The 20,389-nt window shown below is 66.1% G+C and carries 15 protein-coding genes and 1 tRNA gene; 9 read left to right on the top strand and 7 right to left on the bottom strand.

The features are described 5' to 3' along the window. Positions 1-169 precede the first annotated feature (169 nt). The 3 genes from betB to ABIC78_RS15190 are packed head-to-tail and all read left to right on the top strand — an operon-like array spanning position 170 to position 4,924. On the top strand, positions 170-1,582 hold the full coding sequence (gene betB / locus ABIC78_RS15180) for a betaine-aldehyde dehydrogenase (protein WP_171797537.1): 1,413 nt from the start codon (positions 170-172) through the stop codon (positions 1,580-1,582). After that, the gene (betA, locus tag ABIC78_RS15185) at positions 1,569-3,248 is read left to right on the top strand and encodes a choline dehydrogenase (RefSeq protein WP_171797538.1); all 1,680 of its coding nucleotides are present in this window, start codon (positions 1,569-1,571) and stop codon (positions 3,246-3,248) included. The genes betB and betA overlap by 14 nt, the downstream gene beginning before the upstream one ends. Further along, entirely contained in the window at positions 3,245-4,924 is a 1,680-nt protein-coding gene (locus ABIC78_RS15190) for a trimethylamine N-oxide permease (protein WP_171797539.1), read from the top strand. The genes betA and ABIC78_RS15190 overlap by 4 nt, the downstream gene beginning before the upstream one ends. A 40-nt stretch (positions 4,925-4,964) precedes the next feature. On the opposite strand, the gene ABIC78_RS15195 is transcribed toward ABIC78_RS15190, so the two are convergent. The 4 genes from ABIC78_RS15195 to ABIC78_RS15210 all read right to left on the bottom strand — a co-directional run bounded on the left by ABIC78_RS15195 (position 4,965) and on the right by ABIC78_RS15210 (position 8,455). Continuing rightward, on the bottom strand, positions 4,965-5,756 hold the full coding sequence (locus ABIC78_RS15195) for a phosphocholine cytidylyltransferase family protein (RefSeq protein ID WP_171797540.1): 792 nt from the start codon (positions 5,754-5,756) through the stop codon (positions 4,965-4,967). A 2-nt stretch (positions 5,757-5,758) separates the two neighbouring features. Next, the gene (locus ABIC78_RS15200; protein WP_171797541.1) at positions 5,759-6,859 is read right to left on the bottom strand and encodes an inositol-3-phosphate synthase; all 1,101 of its coding nucleotides are present in this window, start codon (positions 6,857-6,859) and stop codon (positions 5,759-5,761) included. A 297-nt stretch (positions 6,860-7,156) separates the two neighbouring features. After that, the gene (locus tag ABIC78_RS15205; RefSeq protein WP_354490632.1) at positions 7,157-8,125 is read right to left on the bottom strand and encodes a CDP-alcohol phosphatidyltransferase family protein; all 969 of its coding nucleotides are present in this window, start codon (positions 8,123-8,125) and stop codon (positions 7,157-7,159) included. A 51-nt stretch (positions 8,126-8,176) separates the two neighbouring features. Continuing rightward, positions 8,177-8,455 carry a metal/formaldehyde-sensitive transcriptional repressor gene (locus ABIC78_RS15210; protein ID WP_022676028.1) on the bottom strand — a complete coding sequence of 93 codons (279 nt, stop codon included), beginning with the start codon at positions 8,453-8,455 and terminating at the stop codon, positions 8,177-8,179. A 462-nt stretch (positions 8,456-8,917) separates the two neighbouring features. On the opposite strand from ABIC78_RS15210, the gene ABIC78_RS15215 reads away from it, so the two are divergent. Genes ABIC78_RS15215 through ABIC78_RS15225 form a run of 3 tightly spaced genes read left to right on the top strand, consistent with a single transcriptional unit; the run spans position 8,918 to position 13,353 of the window. After that, entirely contained in the window at positions 8,918-10,255 is a 1,338-nt protein-coding gene (locus ABIC78_RS15215; RefSeq protein ID WP_171797584.1) for a carbohydrate porin, read from the top strand. A 13-nt stretch (positions 10,256-10,268) separates the two neighbouring features. Continuing rightward, the gene (locus ABIC78_RS15220; protein ID WP_354490636.1) at positions 10,269-11,996 is read left to right on the top strand and encodes an ABC transporter permease; all 1,728 of its coding nucleotides are present in this window, start codon (positions 10,269-10,271) and stop codon (positions 11,994-11,996) included. 49 nt (positions 11,997-12,045) lie between these two features. Continuing rightward, a complete protein-coding gene (locus tag ABIC78_RS15225) occupies positions 12,046-13,353 on the top strand; it encodes an ABC transporter ATP-binding protein (RefSeq protein ID WP_054132447.1) in 1,308 nt (435 codons plus the stop codon). Between the two features lie 102 nt (positions 13,354-13,455). Here the strand turns inward: ABIC78_RS15225 and ABIC78_RS15230 are convergent. Together ABIC78_RS15230 and ABIC78_RS15235 are read right to left on the bottom strand one after the other, a co-directional pair. Then, positions 13,456-13,529: transfer RNA gene (locus ABIC78_RS15230), tRNA-Gly, on the bottom strand. 37 nt (positions 13,530-13,566) lie between these two features. Beyond that, positions 13,567-15,672 (bottom strand): protein-disulfide reductase DsbD domain-containing protein, encoded by a 2,106-nt coding sequence (locus tag ABIC78_RS15235; RefSeq protein WP_171797542.1) that lies wholly within the window; start codon positions 15,670-15,672, stop codon positions 13,567-13,569. 172 nt (positions 15,673-15,844) lie between these two features. Between ABIC78_RS15235 and ABIC78_RS15240 the strand changes: the two genes are divergently transcribed. The 3 genes from ABIC78_RS15240 to wecB all read left to right on the top strand — a co-directional run bounded on the left by ABIC78_RS15240 (position 15,845) and on the right by wecB (position 20,066). Beyond that, positions 15,845-17,545: an alkaline phosphatase family protein gene (locus ABIC78_RS15240; RefSeq protein ID WP_171797543.1), complete on the top strand. Its 1,701-nt coding sequence runs from the start codon at positions 15,845-15,847 to the stop codon at positions 17,543-17,545. Continuing rightward, the gene (locus ABIC78_RS15245; RefSeq protein WP_171797544.1) at positions 17,545-18,780 is read left to right on the top strand and encodes a UbiH/UbiF/VisC/COQ6 family ubiquinone biosynthesis hydroxylase; all 1,236 of its coding nucleotides are present in this window, start codon (positions 17,545-17,547) and stop codon (positions 18,778-18,780) included. Before ABIC78_RS15240 ends, ABIC78_RS15245 begins: the two co-directional genes overlap by 1 nt. Positions 18,781-18,938: 158 nt before the next feature. Beyond that, on the top strand, positions 18,939-20,066 hold the full coding sequence (gene wecB, locus ABIC78_RS15250) for a non-hydrolyzing UDP-N-acetylglucosamine 2-epimerase (protein WP_171797545.1): 1,128 nt from the start codon (positions 18,939-18,941) through the stop codon (positions 20,064-20,066). Between the two features lie 61 nt (positions 20,067-20,127). On the opposite strand, the gene ABIC78_RS15255 is transcribed toward wecB, so the two are convergent. Continuing rightward, positions 20,128-20,268, bottom strand: a complete 141-nt coding sequence (locus ABIC78_RS15255) for a hypothetical protein (protein ID WP_022677945.1) — start codon at positions 20,266-20,268, stop codon at positions 20,128-20,130. Between the last annotated feature and the right edge of the window lie 121 nt (positions 20,269-20,389).

Here is a 20,389-nt window from a genome sequence, read left to right on the forward strand (position 1 = left end):
ATAAGCAAACTTTATGCACCATATCGGTCTCGGTGATGAAAGCCCGAAAATACTATTATGTTTTAAAAGCATATTTTTCAGAATTACAAAATTGCGATTTGCACGGCAAAATTGATTCCAAGCCGGCTTGCCGTATTCTGTGGGCACATAACGCCAGACAGAGGGCACGATGGCACCGGCTTCTTTCGATACGATCAACCCCGCCACGGGTGAGGTGCTCGCCACCATCCCCATCGCCGGCGCCGCCCAAATCGATGCCGCCGTGGCCCGCGCCCGCGCTGGGCAGCGGCAGTGGGCTCGCCTGACGGGTACCGAGCGGGGCCGCGTGCTGCGCCGGGCGGTCGATATCCTGCGCGCCCGCAACGATGAACTTGCGCTCTTGGAAACCCGCGACACCGGCAAGCCGATCCAGGAAACCATCGCGGTCGATGTGCTTTCGGGTGCCGATTGCATCGAATACTATGCCAACGTGGCAGCCACGATTGCCGGCGAGCACGTCGATCTCGGCCCCGGCGCGTTCGGCTATACCCGGCGCGAGCCGCTGGGCGTCACCGCCGGGATCGGCGCGTGGAACTATCCGCTGCAGATCGCCTGCTGGAAGAGCGCGCCCGCCCTGGCCTGCGGCAATGCGATGATCTTCAAGCCCGCCGAACTGACCCCGCTCACCGCGATCGAGCTGGAAAAAATCTATCTCGAGGCTGGTGTGCCCGAAGGCGTGTTCCAGGTCGTTCAGGGCTTTGCTGCCACCGGCCAGTTGCTGTCGCGCCACCCCGGCATTGCCAAGATATCTCTCACCGGAGAAGTTGGCACCGGCCGCAAGGTGATGGCCGACGCTGCCGCCACGCTCAAGCAGGTCACGCTCGAACTGGGTGGCAAGAGCCCGCTGATCGTGTTTCCCGATGCCGATCTCGACAATGCCGTCTCGGGCGCGCTCCTGGCCAATTTCTATTCAGCTGGCGAAGTGTGCTCCAACGGCACGCGCGTCTTCGTCCACTCCAGCGTGATGGATGATTTCCTCGCCCGGTTGAAAGCGCGGACCGAGGCAATGATCGTGGGCGATCCCGCCGATCCGGCCACCCATGTCGGCGCGCTGATCAGCCAGGCCCACATGGAAAAGGTGCTCGGTTATATTGCCAAGGGCCAGGCCGAAGGGGCCACCCTAGTCACTGGCGGCCATCGCGTGCTCGCCAACGGCTGCGACAAGGGGGCGTTCGTTGCCCCCACCATATTTGCCGCCTGCAACGACGAGATGGTGATCGTCCAGGAGGAAATCTTCGGCCCGGTCATGGCCGTCCTGCCTTTCACCGACGAGGCCGAGGTGATCGAACGCGCCAATGCCACCGAATTCGGCCTGGCCGGCGCGGTCTTCACCCAGGATTTGACCCGCGCCCATCGCGTCGTTGCCGCGCTCGATGCCGGCACCTGCTGGATCAACACTTATAACATCACCCCGATCGAATTGCCGTTCGGCGGGGTCAAGCAATCGGGCCTGGGCCGCGAAAACAGCCGGGCCGCCATCGAGCACTATACGCGCCTCAAGAGCGTCTATGTCGCCATGGAGCCGATCGATGCCCCCTACTGATGCTGATGCGGGCGAGGCGTTCGATTATGTGATCGTCGGCGCCGGATCGGCCGGTTGCGTGCTGGCCAATCGCCTCACCGCCGATGGCCGCCATCGCGTGCTGCTGCTGGAGTTCGGGGGATCGGATCGCTCGATTTTCATCCAGATGCCCGCCGCGCTCGCCTATCCGATGAACACCACGCGCTGGAACTGGCGCTATGAAAGCGAGCCCGAGCCGCACCTCAACAACCGCCGGCTGCACTGTCCGCGCGGCAAGGGCCTGGGCGGATCATCATCGATCAACGGCCTCGTCTATGTGCGTGGCAATCCGCTCGATTTCGAAAGCTGGGAAGATCAGGGTGCGCGCGGCTGGGGCTATGCCCAGGTGCTACCCTATTTCAAGCGCGCGGAAACGCGGGCAGAGGGCGGCAACGCCTATCGCGGCGGCGATGGCCCGCTGTCCACCACCTATGGCACGCTCGACAATCCGCTGCACCACGCCTGGATGGAGGCGGCGCGCCAGGCCGGTTACCAGCCGACCGAGGATTACAACGCCTTCCAGCAGGAAGGCTTTGGCCGCATGGACATGACCGTGCGCAAGGGCGAGCGCTGCTCTTCGGCCAAGGCGCATCTCTATGATGCGGTCAAGCGGCCCAATCTCAAGGTGGTGCAGCATGCGCTGGCCACCCGCATCCTGTTCGACGGCACCCGCGCGGTGGGCGTAGAGTACGAACGCGGCGGCACGCTGCACACGGCGCGCGCCGGGCGCGAGGTAATCCTCTCGGGCGGGCCGATCAATTCGGTGCAATTGCTCAAGCTGTCGGGCATCGGCCCGGCCCAGGAACTGGCCAGCCATGGCATCCCGGTGCTGGCCGATCGCGCTGGCGTCGGCGCCAACTTGCAGGATCACCTGGAATTCTATTTCCAGATGGCTTGCACCCAGCCGATCACGCTGTTCGGCCACGCGAATCTGGTCGGCAAGGCCAAGGTGGGCCTGGAATGGCTGCTCCGGCGTACCGGCCTTGGCGCGTCCAACCACTTTGAATCCTGCGGTTTCATCCGCAGCCGCGCCGGCATCCGCTATCCCGATATCCAGTTTCACTTCTTCCCGATGGCCATCAATTACGATGGCTCCTCGCTCGCCACGGAGCATGGTTTCCAGGCCCATGTCGGGCCGATGCGCTCGAAAAGCCGGGGCACGGTCACGCTGCGCAGCGCCGATCCCCGCGAAAAGCCGGTGATCCGCTTCAACTATATGAGCCACCCAGACGATTGGGCGGAAATGCGCGCCTGCGTGCGCCTGACCCGCGAAATCTTCCAGCAGCCCGCCTTTGCGCCGTTTCGTGGCCGGGAAATCCAGCCCGGCGCCGATTGCGTCAGCGATGAGCAGATCGATGCATTCATCGCCGACAAGGTGGAAAGCGCGCTGCATCCCTCGTGCACCGCGCGCATGGGCCGCGTCGATGATCCCTTGGCGGTGGTCGACCCCGAACTGCGGGTGATTGGCGTCCAGGGCCTGCGCGTGGTCGACAGTTCGGTCATGCCCTCGATCACCACCGGTAATCTCAACGCGCCCACGATCATGATCGGGGAAAAGGCCGCCGATCACATCCTCGGCAACCCGCTCCTGCCGCCGGCCAACGAGCCTTACTACGTCCACCCCAACTGGGAAACGCAGCAGCGATGATCGGTGAAGACCCCGCGATAACCCCCGCGATGACCTTGGCCGCCCCTGCCGGGGAACTGCATCGCTCGCTCGATTGGAAGGGGGCGTTCTGGGCGTCGTCGGGTGTTCCGGCGGGCGTTCTGCTCACCATGGGTGGCATTGCCGCCACCATCGGCCAGCCCAGCTGGGTGGTGTGGATCGCCTCGATCCTCATGGGGTTCATCCAGAGCTTCGTCTATGCAGAGATTGCCGGGCTCTATCCGCACAAGTCGGGCGGCGCTTCGGTCTATGGCGCGGCGGCGTGGCTTCCCTACAGCCGCTTTGTCGCCCCGATCTCCATCTGGGCCAATTGGCTGGCCTGGTCGCCAGTGCTGACCCTCGCCACCAGCCTGGCCGCCGGCTACATTATGGCCAGCCTGTTCGCGCCCGATGCGGCGATCATGGCCTGGCAGATCAAGCTGGTCGATCTCGGCTTCGTGCGCCCCGGCCTGTCGTTGCGCATCAATGCGGTCTCGCTGATCGCCACTGCGTTCCTGCTGCTCACCTTCGCCTTGCAGCATGGCGGCGCGGCGCGGGCGGCCCAAGCCCAAAAGATCCTTGGCCTCGTGTGCCTGGCCCCGCTCATCCTGGTCGGCCTGATCCCGGTCTTTACCGGCAACCTCCCGCGCGAGCATCTCTTCCCGCTGCTGCCCATGCTGCGTGACGCGGCGGGTCATGCCGGCTTTGGCAGCTGGAATGGCTATGGCCTGGTCCTGTTGATGGGCGCGATGTTCGGTGCCGGCTGGTCCACCTACGGCTTTGAAACCGCGGTGTGCTACACCCGCGAATTCCGCGATCCCGCCCGCGACACGCCGCGCGCGATCATCGCCTCGGGCGTGTTGTGCATCCTCGTCTTCGCGCTGGTGCCGCTGGCGTTCCAGGCCTCGCTCGGCCTTGACGCCATGCTTTCGCCGTCGATCTACGATGGTTCCGGCGTGGCCCAGGCGCTGGCCTCGATCGTCGTCAAGGGGCTGGGCCTCGTCGCCTCCAGCCATGCCGGTGTTCTGATCGCCAACTTGTTCATCGCCATGCTGATCCTGTCGCTGCTGCTGATCGTGATGACCTCTATGATGGGATCGTCGCGCACGCTCTACCAGGCCTCGCTCGATGGCTGGCTGCCGCGCTATCTCTCGCGCGTGAACAGCCACGGGGCGCCCACTGCGGCGATGTGGACGGACCTGGGCTTCAACCTGATCCTGCTGCTGGCGTCAGACTATTTCGCCGTGCTGATGATCAGCAACGTCTGCTACCTCGCGTTCAATTTCCTCAATCTCCAGGCTGGCTGGATTCATCGCATCGATCGCGGTGACAAGGAACGCCCGTTCCGCTGCCCCACCTGGCTCCTGGCGCTGGGCTGCACGTTCGGTTTCGTCAACATGGCTTTCATGGGCGCGGGCGCCGATGTGTGGGGCGCGGGCACGCTGCGCAACGGCCTGATCGCGCTGCTGCTGATCGTGCCGGTTTTTGCCTGGCGCCACTATGGGCAGGACAAGGGCGAATTTCCCCATGCCTTGGTCGAAGACTACGCCCGCAACAGCGATGGCACGATGACGCGCCGCGCCGGCTGGCTGCCCTGGCTTGCCCTGGCCGGCTGCGCCGCGCTCATTGCCGTCACGCACGCCTTCGCCTTGCACCACGGCGCGCCCACGGCGGGGTGATCCCCCGCCGCTGCGCTTGGTCTATTGCTGGGGAGAGGGTTCAGATCGCCGGGCTGAACAGCGCGGGGATCGCCTGCGGCAGGTCGGCCTCGGCCTGGGCATGGGCGCGCGGGTCGTCCACGTCGATCCACCAGGCGCCATCGATTTCCATCGTGGCGGCGCGGCCAGCATCGGCCAGCACCTGCATGCCATCGGAAAGCGATCCAGGGCGGCCCATGGCCACGGCTTGCGTGATCGCGGCGGGCAGGGCGGCCGTCGCCAGGAAGGCGCCGCAATCCACCGCATCATATGGAAAGATGGTCTTGCCGATCGCCGCGATCGTGCCGTCGGGCCGGGTGCGCACCCAGGTGGCGTCGTCAGGATCGACCAGGGGATTGTCCAGCCGGCGATCGATCGCCAGCGTAACGTCACGCGTCGGCGCGCCTTCATGGGTCAGGCGCTGCAGAATCTCGGCGGAAAAGATATGATCGGCCATCATCAGCAGGAATGGCCCATCGACCAAGGCCGCGCCGGCGATGACGGAATGCCCATTGGGCAAAGTCCAGTCTGCCACGCGGGCCGCCTGGATGGCCACGCCGCAACGGGCGGCCAGATCGGGCAGGGCGGCTTCCACGCGGGCGGCTTCGTGCCCGGTCACCACCACGATGCGGCTGATGCTGGCTGCAGCAGCCTGGCGCACGCCCAGTTCCAAGAGGGGGAAACCGCAAACCGGGGTTAGCGGCTTGGACTGGCTGAGATCGCGCAGGCGCGATCCCAGTCCAGCGGCCAGGATAACCGCATGCCGCGGCACGGCGGCGCCATGGGCGGGCCGCGACACGGCAGCAGTTTCCATGCTTATTCGGCTGCCTGCGGCACGGCAGCGATATAGTCATCGACCATGCGCAGCGCGACATCGTCGATGAACTGTTCGGGCGGGTGCTTGCAGAAATAGGCCGACGGGCCGATCAGCGCGCCGCCTTCACCGCGTTCCAGCGCCACCTTGCAGCAACGGATTGCGTCCATCACGCAAGCGGCTGCATTGGGGCTGTCTTCCACCGACAGGCGCAGTTCCAGGTTCACCGGAACGTTGCCCCACTGCACGCCTTCCATGCGCAGGAAGCAGATCTTGTTGTCCTTCTGCCACGGAACGTATTCCGACGGGCCGATCAGGATGTTTTCTTCGGCCAGGCGCTGGGCCAGCATGGCCTGCACGGCTTCAGTCTTCGATTCCTTCTTGCTCGACAGGCGATGGCGGTCGAGCATGTTGAGGAAGTCGGTGTTGCCGCCGGTGTTGAGCTGATAGGTGCGCTCGGTGGTCACGCCGCGCGCCGAAAACAGCGTCGAGAGCGTGCGGTGCACGATCGTGGCGCCAACCTGGGCCTTGATGTCGTCGCCCACGATCGGCAGGCCGGCAGCGCGGAAGCGCGCTTCCCATTCCGGGTTGCTGGCGATGAACACGGGGATGCAGTTCACCACGGCAACGCCCGCTTCCAACGCGCATTCCATGTAGAATTCGCTGGCCTTCTGCGAGCCGACGGGCAGGAAGTTGAGCAGGATTTCGGCACCCGAAGCCTTGAGCGCGGCGACGATGTCGGCCTGGCTCGGATCTTCGCCTTCGGCCACGATGAACCCGCGCTCACCGGCAACGGTCATGTGGTCGGCAACGCCGTCCAGCACGCGGCCGCGCATCACCTTGGCGCCGGTGGTCGGCACGTCCTTGTAGAACACGGTGGTGTTGTTCGGGGCAGCGAAGATCGCCTCGCCCAGGTCCTTGCCCACCTTGCGAGCATCCACATCGATCCCCAGAACGAATTCCACGTCGCCCGGCACATAGTCGCCGATGACATCATGGATCAGGCCTTGGGAAGAGTTGTTGTTCTTGTAATAGAAAACACCCTGAACCAGTGAACTGGCGCAGTTGCCGACGCCAATAACCGCGACTTTGATCGATGGCATTTTAGGTAATTCTCCTGCGGTCACGACGGTGGCCCATGCTGATAACAGCCAGGTACCTGCCTGACACTCAAACGAAACTGCCTTTTCGCGGTGCTGCCCACCCTGCCCTCATACAAGGCCGAATGAGTGGAACCCGGACGGTCCGGACCGGAAGGCGCCAAAATAGTGCAATCCTCGTGCCATGGCAATGGAGCCCGATGTGGTTGTTACATTATGACTGCCATGCTGCAGCTGCATTGCAACTTTACGCTCGACTTGTCGCACACTGAAAACGCTTGGGCGCGCGCCCGTAACGGTTCAGCGCGCGGCAACGCTGTCGGTTGCCGCGCTGGCAAAATCATGCTCCAGCCGCCGCGCGGCGCCGCCGGCATGGGCAATCGATGCCAGCAGCACGATATTGAGCGCCACCGCTTCGAACAGGAAATAATAGAACGGCGATCCGGCCAGCATGGCCACTCCCAGCAGGATCGTGCGGCTGTTGGCGCCCAGGATGCGCCACGCCGGCAGCAGATCGCGGGCATGGCGCCGGGCGATCGCGCGCGCGTTTGCGGTGCCGGCCGCATCGGTCGCCAGCCGGTCATAGGCGGCATCCACCGCAACCCCGCCAGGCGCCAGAGCGCGGCCGAGCAAGAGATAGAGCCGGGCCAGCGCCGTGCCCGGCCCGGTGATCGGCACGTCATCCTGGCGCAGCCACGGGTTGCCATAGGCCCACCACTGGTATTGCCGCCGCTGCACTTCATAATGGTTGGCCTGGACGATCCGGCTCAGGCCAGCGCCGACCACCGCGATCCAGCACCATGGGCTGACATGCTGCTGCAACCACCAGCCCAGCAGGAGATAGACCACGGTGTGGCTGCCATAATCGCACAGCCCGTCCACCATTTCGCCGTTCGGCCCGCTGCGCCCGGTCAGGCGCGCCAGATCGCCATCGGCGCCATCCACCACATGCCAGCTCAGATGCAGGGCCAGCGCCAGCAAGGCCATCCAGGGCCAGCCCGGCTGGCAATAGACGACGCCGGCGGCCACCACCATGGCTGCCCCGAACACGGAAACCATGTTGGGCGTGATCGGCGTGGGGGCAAGTGCCCAGGCGAGGCGCCACGACAGGGGGTGATAGATCCGGCTGTTGAGCCAGTCCTGCAATTCTGCTGGGCGCAGCGGCCGCGGCGGGCGCACCCGCTGTTGGGTTTCGGCAGGACCAGAGGTTGCGGTGGTGTTGGCGACGGGACGTGACGGGTTCATCGCCCGCACCCTATACCGCGTCATCGGTCTCGCCAATTGCAAACCATGTCCGTGCCCGTGGCGCCGCGGTGGGCGTCAGCGGATATAGGCCTTGATGATCGCCACCAGTTCCTCGGCCGCCTGGGTCTTGGGGTCGCTGCCCGGCTGGCCGGGGTCGATCATGTGCTCGCGGATATGGTCTTCAATCACTTCGGCGATGAAGCCTTCCAGGGCGCCGCGGCAGGCCGTTGCCTGTTGCAGCACGCGCGCGCATTCCACTTCGGCGTCCACTGCCCGTTCCAGCGCGTCGATCTGTCCCCTGATGCGTTTCAGCCGGTTGAGCAGTTTCTGCTTTTCGGCTGCCACATGGCTCATGATCCTGGTCCCTTTTTCACTTGATACCATACTCCCCTAGGGTATAGGGGCGGGCAAGTCGAGTCGTTCCCGGGCCGCTCCCGCGCGGTCTCAAGACGCGATGATATTCCAAGGAATCCAACCGATGCCGCGAAGTTGCAACCATACCGCCGACGAGGGCGACAGTAGGCGCTCAAGCCTGACTGGCGCTTGCGTTGCGGCCGGCCGCTCGCCCGCGGGATCGGTGCGGCACATCCGCTGATGTGTCTTCGGTCCGGCCGGGCGGTTGTCGCCTGACCAAGGACCGAATTGATGATCAAGATTGCTTTCCCGCTGGTGCGGCGCGCATTGTGCGCAACTGCCGCCAACCGCCGCCCCGCCGCCATCGGCAACACGCGCCTGTCATATTCCACCGCTAGCGCTGCTGCGGTGAACGGGTTGACGGCTGCATCGATCGAATGGCGCATGGCCGGCCGGCTGGCCATGGCTGTTGCGCTCGGCGCATTGCTAGCCCAGGCGCCGGTTCGGGCCGACGCTCCGCCCGCGGCCCAGGCGCCGGATCAAACCGCGGATCAAACCCCGGATCAAATCTTCGCCATCCATGGCCAATATACACTGGTGGCGCAGGGCGTGGGTGGGTTCGCGTCTCCCTATTCGGCTGACAACAGTCTGGCACCCCGCCAGGTCAAAGCCACCAACGATGCCACGCTCTATCTCGGGGTACGGCCCTGGCGCGGGGCGGAAGTCTGGGTGAATCCCGAAATCGACCAGGGGTTTGGCCTGTCTAACACGCTGGGCGCAGGCGGATTTCCCAGCGCAGAGGCCTACAAGGTTGGCCAGTTCAGCCCCTATTTCAAGCTGCAGCGCGCGTTCCTGCGGCAGACCATTGCCCTGGGCGGTGATCCCCTGGCCGTGGCCGCGGCACAGAACCAGCTGCGCCTTGCCACCACCGTCAATCGCCTGGTGATCACTGCGGGCAAGATGGGCGTGGGCGATGTCTTCGACACCAACCGCTATGCCCACGATCCGCGCGGCGATTTCCTCAACTGGTCGCTCGTCGATACCGGCAGCTTTGATTACGCCGCCAACGCCTGGGGCTATACCTACGGCGTCGCGGCCGAATGGTACCAGGGTCCGTGGACCTTGCGTGCCGGGCTCTACAACCTGTCCCAGGTGCCCAACGGCATCGCGCTGGAAAGCAATTTCTCGCAGAACGCGCTGATTGCCGAGGTTGAGCGCCGCTTCACCCTTGCTGGCCATCCCGGCGCCGTGCGCGTTACCGGCTTCCGCAACCGTGGCCGCTTTGCCCGGTTCGATGATGCCTTGGCGCTCGCTGCCGCTGGCGGGCAGACCGTGCCAGACATGGCCCCGGCGCGCCGTGTGCAGGATCGCCTTGGCGTGGCGTTCAATGCCGAACAGGAAGTGACCGGCAGCCTTGGCCTGTTCATGCGCGGCGGGTGGAGCGATGGGCGGATCGAAACCTATGATTTCACCGATATCGACCGCACCCTGGCATTCGGTGGCTCGCTGGCCGGCAAGGGCTGGGGGCGCCCGCAGGATACCCTGGGCCTTGCCGGCGTGGTCAACGGCATTTCGGCGGCGCACCAGCGCTGGCTCGCGGCCGGTGGTCTGGGTGTGCTGGTGGGCGATGGCGCGCTGCCCCATCCTGGGACGGAGCAGATTGTGGAAGCCTATTATGCCTTCCGTCCGGTCGGCTGGGGTTCACTGACGTTCGATTATCAGCATATCGCCAATCCCGGCTACAACCGCGATCGCGGACCGGCCAATATCTTTGCCTTGCGTGTCCACGCCGGCTTCTGAAAGAGCCTGGATCATGACCACCACCCGCCTGCCCAGCTTTTCGCGCATGCTGCGGCTTACCCGCCCGAACCGCGAGGATGCGATTGCCTTCGCCATCCTCTCGGGCCTGGCCGTGCTGGTGTTCCGGGCGGCCGAGGGTGCCGTGGCCCCGCTCAGCAGCCTCAATCTCGAACCGGTCACGCTCGCGCCTGCGCATCTGCCCTATTATGCGCTGCGCACCGTGCTGCGAATGTTCGCCGCCTTGCTGGCCTCCACCGTGTTCACGCTGGTGGTGGCCACGCTGGCGGCGCGCAGCCGCCATGCCGGGCGGCTGATCGTGCCCGCGCTCGATATCCTGCAATCGGTGCCGATCCTGGGCTTCCTCACGTTCACCGTCACGTTCTTCATGAACCTCTTTCCCGGCAACGTGCTGGGAGTGGAACTGGCCAGCGTCTTTGCCATCTTCACCTCGCAGGCGTGGAACATGGCGTTCAGCTTCTACCAGTCGCTGCGCAGCGTGCCGGGCGATCTCGAGGAAGTGTGCCAGGGCTTTGCCCTCTCGCCGGTGCGCCGTTTCCTCCGGCTCGATCTGCCGTTTGCCACGCCGGCGCTGGTGTGGAACGCAATGATGTCGATGTCGGGCGGCTGGTTCTTCGTGGTGGCATCCGAAGCGATCACCGTGGGCAACACCACCGCCACGCTGCCGGGTATCGGCTCCTATCTCGCCATGGCAATCCAGCAACAGAATTTCCACGCGGTGGGCTGGGCGGTGGGCACGATGGCGCTGGTCATCCTGGCCTATGACCAGCTGTTTTTCCGCCCGATCGTGGCTTGGGCCGATCGCTTCCGCTTTGAACAGACCGCCAGCACCGATGCCCCGCGAAGCTGGTTTCACGATCTCCTGCGCCGCACCCGCCTGCTCCCGGTCGTGCTGGCGCCGCTGGCCACGCTCGGCCAACTGCTCCTTGCGCTCGAACCGCGGGCGCGGCGCCAGCGTGTCGTGGTCGATGGTGCATCCAACCCCTGGCTGGAACGGCTGTGGCAGGCAGGGGTGTGGCTCGGCGTGATCGTGGCGCTCGGCTGGACGGGGCATTACGTGCTCACCTCGCTAACCTTGCAAGACATGGCCCAGGCCCTGGGCGACGCCATGATCACCATGGTGCGCGTGATCGTGCTGATCGTGCTGGCCAGCGTGATCTGGGTGCCGCTGGGCGTGATGATCGGCCTGCGTCCGCGCCTGGCGGAGCGGGTTCAGCCGATCGCCCAGTTCCTCGCGGCCTTTCCCGCCAACGTACTGTTTCCCTTTGCGGTGATCGCGATCGTGCGGTTCGGCCTGGCGCCCGATGTGTGGCTGTCGCCGCTGATGATCCTGGGCACGCAGTGGTATATCCTGTTCAACGTGATCGCCGGGGCCAGTGCCATTCCCAATGACCTGCGCGAGGCGGCTGGCATGTTTGGCGTGCGGGGGTGGCAGTGGTGGCGCCAGGTCGCGCTGCCCGGCATTTTCCCGTACTATATCACCGGTGCATTGACCGCGTCGGGCGGCTCGTGGAATGCCTCGATCGTCGCCGAAGTGGTCACCTGGGGTGATCATCACCTGCGCGCCCATGGCCTTGGCGCCTATATCGCCGATGCCACCACCGCCGGAAACTATCCGCAGGTGGCATTGGGCATCGCGGTGATGAGCCTGTTCGTGCTCGGCTTCAACCGCCTGGTGTGGCGCCCGCTCTATGCCTTTGGCGAACGCCGCCTGCGCCTCTGACTGCCCTGCCTTTTCCCCATCCCTGGCTTATCGTTTTCGGAGTATCCCCATGGCAACTCTCCTGCCGCCCCAGCCGCTGATCGAGGTCAAGGGCCTGAACCATTTCTATGGTCCGCCGCCCGGTGGCCATCTCGTGCTCGAAAACGTCGATCTCACGCTCTACCAGAACGAGGTCGTCGGGCTGCTCGGTCGCTCCGGCTCGGGCAAGTCCACGCTGCTGCGCTCGATCGCCGGCCTGATCCATCCGCGCCAGGGCACTGTCGCGCGCATCGCGAGCGAGGATTGCCCAGATCCCAGCGTGGCCATGGTGTTCCAGACCTTTGCCCTGTTTCCCTGGCTCACCGTGCTGCAAAACGTCGAACTGGGGCTCGAGGCGCAGAAAGTGCCAGCCGCCGAACGCCGCAGCCGCGCGCTGGCCGCGATCGACCTGATCGGCCTCGATGGCTTTGAAAACGCCTATCCCAAGGAACTGTCGGGCGGCATGCGCCAGCGCGTCGGCCTGGCCCGCGCGCTGGTCGTCAATCCTTCGCTCCTGCTGATGGACGAACCCTTTTCCGCGCTCGACGTGCTCACCGCCGAAACGCTGCGCACCGATCTGCTCGATCTCTGGTCGGAAGGGCGCATGCCGATCAAGTCGATCCTGATCGTCACGCACAATATCGAGGAAGCGGTGCAGATGTGCGACCGCATCCTGGTCTTCTCGTCCAATCCCGGCCGGGTCGTGGCCGAGATCAAGGTGGATATTCCCCGCCCGCGCGATCGCCTCGATCCGCCGTTCCGCGCGCTCGTCGATGACATCTATGCGCGGATGACCGCCCGCCCGGCCGATGCCGCCCGCCCGCGCGAAGGGGTGTTCCCCGGCACCGGCATCGCCATGGTCCTGCCGCATGTGTCCACCAACACGCTGGCGGGCCTGATCGAAGAGGTCGACGGCACCCCGTTCAACGGCCGCGCCAGCATGGCCGAACTGGCCGATTCCCTCAATTTCGAGATCGACGATCTCTTTCCCATGGCCGAAACCCTGCAACTGCTGCGCTTTGCCGAACTGCGCGGGGCCGAACTGCTGCTCACACCCGCCGCGCGCCGCTATGCCCAGGCCGATGTCGATCACCGCAAGGCCATGTTCGGAGAGGCGCTGCTCGCCCACGTTCCCCTGGCGGGTCACATCCGCCGCATTCTGGATGAACGCGCCAGCCACAAAGCCCCCGCGCGCCGCTTCCGTGACGAGCTGGAAGACCACATGAGCCCCGATTTCGCCAGCGAGACCCTCAAGACCGTGACCAACTGGGGCCGCTACGCTGAAGTCTTCACCTACCACGAGGATGACGACCAGTTCAGCCTGGACGACCCGCAATAATCCGGCGTGGGGCACTGCGCGCGCCCACCGGATTTGCGGGTATGAAGAAGGAATGGGAGCGGAAAAGACTTGGCGGAAGGCCGCCCGAAGCCATGAGATAAATGGAGCGGGTGAAGGGAATCGAACCCTCGTATTCAGCTTGGGAAGCTGCTGCTCTACCATTGAGCTACACCCGCTCGGGTGCGGCGCGATTGCCACAGGGGGGCGGGGCGGTCAACCGTCTTGTTTGGCGCCTGCGGCAAGGTCGGGCAGGGTCTGCGGGGTGAGCACCTGGGGCAGCTTGGTGGGGGTTGCGGCGCCTGGCGCGTACCACAGATAGAGTGGTACGCCAGCCGCGCCCTGGGCTGTCAGGAACGTGGTGATCGCCGGGTCGGCCCGCGTCCAATCGCCCACGATCACTTGCACGCCGGCCTTGGCAAAGGCCTTGGCGGTGGTGTCGCGATCGATCGCGACGCTTTCGTTGACCTTGCACGACAGGCACCAGTCTGCGGTGAAATAGAGGAACACCGGCTTGCCGCTGGCGCGCGCGCGGTCGAGCGCGGCCTGGCTGAACGGCTGCGTGCCGGGCAGGCCTTCACCTTGCGTCGCGGGCTTTGCGGCAAGGCGCGGGGCGCCGAGCAGGGCGGCTGCAATCAGCACGATCGCGAGCGGCGCCAGCCACGCCAGCACGGCGCGGCCCTGGCGCCGCTGCCGTTCGGCCATGGCCAGCACGATCAGCAGTGCCACGGCCAGCGCCAGCGCTGCGCCCATCAGGCCAAGGCCACCCTGGCGCCAGGCCAGCCACAGCAGCGCCGCCACGGTCAGCCCCACGGGCACGGCCATGGCGCGGCGGAAACGGTCCATCCACGGGCCTGGACGCGGCAGGATGCGGCGCAGCGGCGGCACGAAACCGATCAGCAGGAACGGCAGCGCCAGGCCCAGGCCCAGCGCGGCAAACACGGCCAGCCCCGCCAATGGCGGCAGGACCAGCGCCACGCCCATGGCGGCGGCCATGAACGGCCCGGTGCATGGCGTCGCCACGAAGGCCGCCAGCAGCCCGGTGCCAAAAGCGCCGCCCACCGTGCCGGCACTGGCGCCGCTGCGCGAAACGGACAGACCCGGCAGTTCATAGAGCCCGGCAAAGTTTGCCGTGATCGCCGTCGCCAGCAAGACCAGCAGGGCCACCACGCCCGGGTTTTGCAACTGGAATGCCCAGCCTACCTGCGCCCCGCCGGCGCGCAAGGCCAGCAGTGCGGCGCCCAGCGCGAGGCATGCCAGGATCACCCCGGCGCTATAGGCCAGCCCTTCGGTCTGGGCATGCCGGCTGTTGCCACGGGCCAGCGCCATGGCCTTGAGGCTGAGGATCGGGAATACGCAGGGCATGATGTTGAGGATCAGGCCGCCAGCCAGCGCGCCCAGCATGGCCAGCACCAGCGTGCGCCACGAAAACGCGGTCTGCGCGCTGCCACCGATCGGCGTGCCGCCCTTGGGCACCGCGCCGGGCAAGGCCGTGATCGCCAGCCCGCCAGCGCCGGGGCCCAGCGCCAGCACGCCAGAAATGCTTTGCGGATGCTCGGCCATGGCGCCCTTGGCCCGCGCCAGGGTGACGATCAGCCAATCGCCCTGCCGGGCAAAGGCCTGGGGCGCGGCATAATCGATCACGCCCTGGCCAGCGATGAAGAAGTGCGGATCGGCAATGCGCGCGGTGGCGGGGAAGGGGATGGCGAGCGCGAGGCCGGTAGCCGTTGCCTCGAACTTGCCCTGCTGGTCGAGCCGCGCCGGCAGCGCCGCGCGCCACGCGGCAAAGCGGGCGTCCTTGGGACCATCGCCCACGGCGATCGTGCCCATCAGGCTGGCGCGTTCAGGCACGCAGATCTGGTTGGTGCAAGCCAGCCATTGCGCCTTGGCGCTGATCGGCAGGGTGCTGCCGGGCCGCGCATCGGCCGGCACCGTCACCGGCACCAGCACGGCATAGGCCTGTTCATAGACGTGGTTCATCAGGCCCTGCAGCACCAGGGTCTGCGGCACGGGAAACTGCAGGTCGCCGGCCTTGGCCCCGGCTGGCAAGGTCCAGTCGAGCGACAGCGGCAGGCCAGCGTCGCCGGGATTGGTCCAATAGCCATGCCAGCCCGCCTCTGGCTGCATCAGCACGGCCATGGTCACAGTCTGGCCCGGTTGGGCGGGCCCCTCCGCCAGCAGCGTGGCGCGGATATGCGGGGCGCTGCCGCTTTCGTTCTGGGCCTGGAGCGGCTGGGCGCCGAGCAGGGCCATCGGCAAGAGCCACAAGACTGCAACAATTGCGCGCAATGGCGAGGCCCATTGCGCCAGGGCGCCCGTCATGCTCTTCCAGAATCGCTGCAACAGGGGCACACGCTCTCCGTTTCCGGCGCGAAAGATCAGTCTAACGCCCGCGCGATGTAAGGCACATGGCCGGCGCCGTCCAGAACGCCTCTTGGTGAATACCCCAAGGGCGGGATGGACAAGGCAGGCGGCATTCCGTTGAGGTAACTTCATGCGTAACAAACCGGTCCTGACATCCGCCCTGATCACCCTTGCGGCAACCTTGGCGATGGCGCCCGCCACGTCCATCGCCGCGCCAGCCGCCGCGCCGCAGCCTGTTGCCGCTGCGCCGACACCCAGCGCCGCCGTCACCACGCCGCCGCGCCTGGTGATCGCGCTGGCGATGGACCAGTTCTCGGCCGATCTCTTTGCCGAATATCGCAGCCATTTCACCGGCGGCCTGGCGCGGCTGGCCAGCGGCGCGGTGTTCCCGGCCGGCTATCAAAGCCATGCCGCCACCGAAACCTGCCCCGGCCATTCCACGCTGCTCACCGGCAATCGCCCGGCCCACACCGGCATCATCGCCAACACCTGGATCGATCAATCCGCCGCGCGGGCCAAGAAAGAGGTCTATTGCGCCGAGGATGAAACCCGCGCTGCCGCCGATCCCAAGGATTATGTTGCCAGTGTCGGCCACCTTCTGGTGCCAACCCTGGGCGAGCGGATGAAGCAGCAGTGGCCGGCCGCGCGCAACGTGGCGGTTTCGGGCAAGGACCGCGCCGCCCTGATGATGGGCGGCCATGTGATCGACCAGGTGTGGTGGTGGAAGAACAACGGCTTCGTCACGCTCGACGGCCGGGCCGGTATTCCCGCCGCCGCGCAGGAAAATGCCACCGTGGCCAAGCTCCTCGCCAAGGGCGCCCCGGCGCTGCCCCTGCCGGCGTTCTGCGCGGCGCGCGAAGGCGCGGTGCAGGCGGGCAGTGCCACGGTCGGCACCGGGCATTTCGCCCTGGCGGCGGGTGATACCACGGCGTTCCGCGCCTCGCCCCGCCTTGATCAGGCGACGCTCGATCTCGCGCTCAAGCTGGTGGACGCGATGAAGCTGGGCAAGGGCCCGGCGCCCGACATGCTCGCCGTCAGCCTCTCGGCCACCGATTACGTGGGCCACAGTACCGGCACGCAAGGGCCGGAAATGTGCATCCAGCTGGCCACGGTTGACCAGGCACTGGGCGCATTCTTTGCCGCGCTGGATGCGCGCGGTATCGATTATGGCGTGGTGCTTTCGGCTGATCACGGCGGCTTTGACCTGCCCGAGCGGCAGAAGCGCGAGGCGATGCCGCAGGTGGCCCGCGCCGAGCTGGCGCTGTCGCCCAAGGCCTTGAGCGAACAGGTCGCGGCCAAGCTGGGCCTGCCCGCCAAGGGCCTGATCCTGGGCGATGGCACCGCCGGCGATTTCTGGGTCGATGCCGCGCTGCCCGATGCCGAAAAGACCACCGTGGTAGAAACCGCCCGCGCCATTCTGCTGGCTCACCCGCAGGTTGCCGCCGTGTTCACCGCTCCCGAAATCGCCGCGACGCCGATGCCATCGGGTTCGCCCGAAACCTGGAGCCTGATCCAGCGCGCCCGCGCTTCGTTCTATGGTCCGCGCTCGGGCGATTTCGTGGTGATGCTCAAGCGCGGCGTCATGGCCCTGCCGCAACCGGGGCCTGGCTATGTCGCCACCCATGGTTCGCCGTGGGACTATGACCGCCGCGTGCCGATCCTGTTCTGGCGCAAGGGCATGACCGGCATTGAACAGCCTTCGCCCGTTGAAACAGTGGACATTGCCCCCACCCTTTCGGCATGGATCAATTTGCCGGCGCCGCAAGGCGCCTATGACGGTCGCTGCCTTGATCTCGATCCGGGGCCGGGCAGTACCTGTGGAGTGAAGTGATGAACGACGTGGCGGCAGAGCAGGCCCTTTCGTGCGACGTGGTGATCCTGGGCGGCGGCCTTGTCGGCATGACGCTGGCGATCGGCCTCGCCAAGCAGGGCCTGTCCAGCCTGGTGGTCGATTCCTCCGACCCGGCGGCGCAAACCGCCGCCGGGTTCGACGGGCGTGCCTCGGCCATCTCTACCGCCAGCTGGAACCTCTATACCAACCTCGGCATGGCAGAGGCGCTGGCCCCCAAGGGCTGCCCGATCGATGCCATCGCCGTGACTGACAGCATGAAGCCCGGCCGCATCGATTTCCGCCCTGGCGCGGAAGACGGCTCGCTGGGCCGCATGTATGCCAACCGCGATCTGCGCGTGGCGATGTACGATGCCGCCGCGCGCGAAAGCCTGATCACGTTCCTGCCCAATGCCCAGGTTGCCACGCGCGAACGCGGCGATCACGGTGTGGCCGTGACCCTCGCTGATGGCCGCCTGCTCAAGGGCAGCCTGCTGGTCGCCGCCGAAGGGCGCCGCAGCCCCACCCGCGATGAAGCAGGCTTTACCCCGGCACGCTGGGACTATGGCCATCGCGCTATCATCGCCGGGCTGACCCATGAACGCAGCCACGAGAACACCGCCTGGGAAATCTTCTATCCCGCCGGTCCCTTTGCCCTGCTCCCCTTGCTGGACGAAGCCGACGGCACGCACCGCAGCGCGCTGGTCTGGACCGTGGCGGAAAAGGACGCGGCCGGCGTTCTTGCTCTGGGTGAAGCTGCTTTCCTCGCCGAGGTGGACAAGCGCATGGGCGGCGTGTTCGGCAAGATCGCGCTCAACGGCCCGCGCTCGTCCTATCCGCTCAATTTTCACCACACCGCCAAGGTCGTCGATCATCGCCTGGCGCTGGTGGGCGATGCTGCACACGGCATGCATCCGATCGCGGGGCAGGGCCTCAATGTGGGGCTGCGCGATGTCGCCGCGCTGGTAGAGGTCTTGGCCGAAGGTGCGCGGCTCGGTCTGGAGCCGGGCGACGCGCAGTTGCTCGCACGCTATGAACGCTGGCGCGCCGCCGATACCTTCATGGTCGCCGCTGCCACGGACGTGCTTACCCGCCTGTTCGGCCTGCGCGGGCGCCTGCCCAGCATGGTGCGCCGCTTTGGTATGGCCGGCGTGCAGCGCCTGCCCACGCTCAAGCGCTGGTTCATGGACGAAGCGCGCGGCATGAGTGGCAAGCTGCCAGACCTGCTCAAGGCCTGAACCATATGGGGTGATCTCTGCCTGCCCTGGCTGCGCGCCGGGGCAGGCACGCCCTGCCACCGGCGCCCGGTCTGGCCCAAGCGGCTCCAGATTCGATATAGTCCTTACGTGCGGCCCCTTATCCGGCGCTTAAGATTCGGCCTATAAAGCGCTCCATCATGACCCAGCCTGCGCCCAAAACCATCCTCCTCGTCTTCGGCACCCGGCCCGAGGCCATCAAGATGTTTCCCGTGGTGCACGCCCTGCGCGCCGATCCGCGCTTTCGCGTGGTTACCTGCGTCACCGCGCAGCATCGCGGCATGCTGGACCAGGTGCTGGCAATTGCCGGCATCACCCCCGATCACGATCTCGATCTGATGCGTCCCAACCAGACGCTCGACGGGCTCACCGCCGCGCTATTGACCGAAATCGGCAAGGTGATGGACGCGGAAAAGCCCGATTGGGTGGTGGTTCAGGGCGATACCGCGACGGCCATGGCAGGGGCCCTGGCGGCCTATTATCGCAAGATCGCGGTGGCCCATGTCGAGGCTGGGCTGCGCAGCCACAATATCTATCACCCCTGGCCCGAAGAGGTGAACCGCAAGATCATCGGCACCATCGCCGCGCTGCATTTCGCCCCTACAGAGACGGCGGCCGACGCGCTGCGCGCCGAAAATGTCGATCCCGCCACGATCCATGTCACCGGCAATACCGTGATCGATGCGCTGCACTGGGTCACCGCCCGGATCGCGGCAGAGCCGGACTTGGCGAGTGGCCTCGCTGCCCTCGAAAGCCGCTTTGCCGGCAAGCGCCTGATCGGCGTGACCAGCCACCGCCGCGAAAACTTCGGCGGCGGGCTTGAGGCGATTGCCCAGGCGATCCGCACCCTGGCGGCCCGGCCCGACATTGCCTTGATCTTTCCCGTGCACCCCAATCCCAACGTGCGCGCGGTGATGGATGCAGCGCTCGCCGGCCTGCCCAACGTCGCCTTGATCGAGCCCTTGGACTATCCCCATTTCGCCCGCCTCCTGGCAATCAGCGAGATCATGCTGACCGACAGCGGCGGCGTGCAGGAAGAAGCCCCGGCACTGGGCAAGCCCGTGCTGGTGATGCGCGAAACCACCGAGCGGCCCGAAGGCGTCGCTGCCGGCACGGCCCGCCTTGTGGGCACCAAGGCCGTACGCATCGTGGCCGAGGCCAGCACCCTGCTCGATGACCCCAGCGCCTACGCGGCGATGGCCCGCGCCCACAACCCTTTCGGCGACGGCCACGCCGCCGCGCGCATCACGGCGTTGCTGGCGGGGTAGGGCCGTCAAAGATACAGTGTTGTTCGCAACGCTCGCTGTCTGTGATGTTTAATATCTGCTACTATTTCCGCCGCTTGCGCCACAGCAGCACGCCCGCCACCGGCACGGCGAGGGCAGCCGCGGCCAGCGCCGCCACTTTCGCGGCGGCCATGGCTATGCCGGAAAGCAGGAACAGCACGATTTCCAGCGTGGCTTTCAGCATGGGCGAGGCAAGCGCTGCATCCCGTGGCAACGGGGGAAGGGTGCCGCTAGTGCCCCGCAAGCCTGAAAACGCCAACCCTGAAACTGCCACGCGAACATGAAAAACCCCGCCTCCTTCCGGC

This window comes from Novosphingobium sp. 1529 (genome assembly GCF_040544855.1).
Lineage (GTDB): Bacteria > Pseudomonadota > Alphaproteobacteria > Sphingomonadales > Sphingomonadaceae > Novosphingobium > Novosphingobium capsulatum.

Bases quoted from the DNA above. Each gene is read 5' to 3' on its own strand.
- ABIC78_RS15200 (WP_171797541.1), bottom strand. From the start codon at position 6,859: ATGCCATCGATCAAAGTCGCGGTTATTGGCGTCGGCAACTGCGCCAGT.
- ABIC78_RS15215 (WP_171797584.1), top strand. From the start codon at position 8,918: ATGGCTGTTGCGCTCGGCGCATTGCTAGCCCAGGCGCCGGTTCGGGCC.
- ABIC78_RS15190 (WP_171797539.1), top strand. From the start codon at position 3,245: ATGATCGGTGAAGACCCCGCGATAACCCCCGCGATGACCTTGGCCGCC.
- ABIC78_RS15195 (WP_171797540.1), bottom strand. From the start codon at position 5,756: ATGGAAACTGCTGCCGTGTCGCGGCCCGCCCATGGCGCCGCCGTGCCG.
- ABIC78_RS15220 (WP_354490636.1), top strand. From the start codon at position 10,269: ATGACCACCACCCGCCTGCCCAGCTTTTCGCGCATGCTGCGGCTTACC.
- ABIC78_RS15245 (WP_171797544.1), top strand. From the start codon at position 17,545: ATGAACGACGTGGCGGCAGAGCAGGCCCTTTCGTGCGACGTGGTGATC.
- ABIC78_RS15235 (WP_171797542.1), bottom strand. From the start codon at position 15,672: ATGACGGGCGCCCTGGCGCAATGGGCCTCGCCATTGCGCGCAATTGTT.
- ABIC78_RS15255 (WP_022677945.1), bottom strand. From the start codon at position 20,268: ATGCTGAAAGCCACGCTGGAAATCGTGCTGTTCCTGCTTTCCGGCATA.
- ABIC78_RS15240 (WP_171797543.1), top strand. From the start codon at position 15,845: ATGCGTAACAAACCGGTCCTGACATCCGCCCTGATCACCCTTGCGGCA.
- ABIC78_RS15225 (WP_054132447.1), top strand. From the start codon at position 12,046: ATGGCAACTCTCCTGCCGCCCCAGCCGCTGATCGAGGTCAAGGGCCTG.
- ABIC78_RS15205 (WP_354490632.1), bottom strand. From the start codon at position 8,125: ATGACGCGGTATAGGGTGCGGGCGATGAACCCGTCACGTCCCGTCGCC.
- wecB (WP_171797545.1), top strand. From the start codon at position 18,939: ATGACCCAGCCTGCGCCCAAAACCATCCTCCTCGTCTTCGGCACCCGG.
- betA (WP_171797538.1), top strand. From the start codon at position 1,569: ATGCCCCCTACTGATGCTGATGCGGGCGAGGCGTTCGATTATGTGATC.
- ABIC78_RS15210 (WP_022676028.1), bottom strand. From the start codon at position 8,455: ATGAGCCATGTGGCAGCCGAAAAGCAGAAACTGCTCAACCGGCTGAAA.
- betB (WP_171797537.1), top strand. From the start codon at position 170: ATGGCACCGGCTTCTTTCGATACGATCAACCCCGCCACGGGTGAGGTG.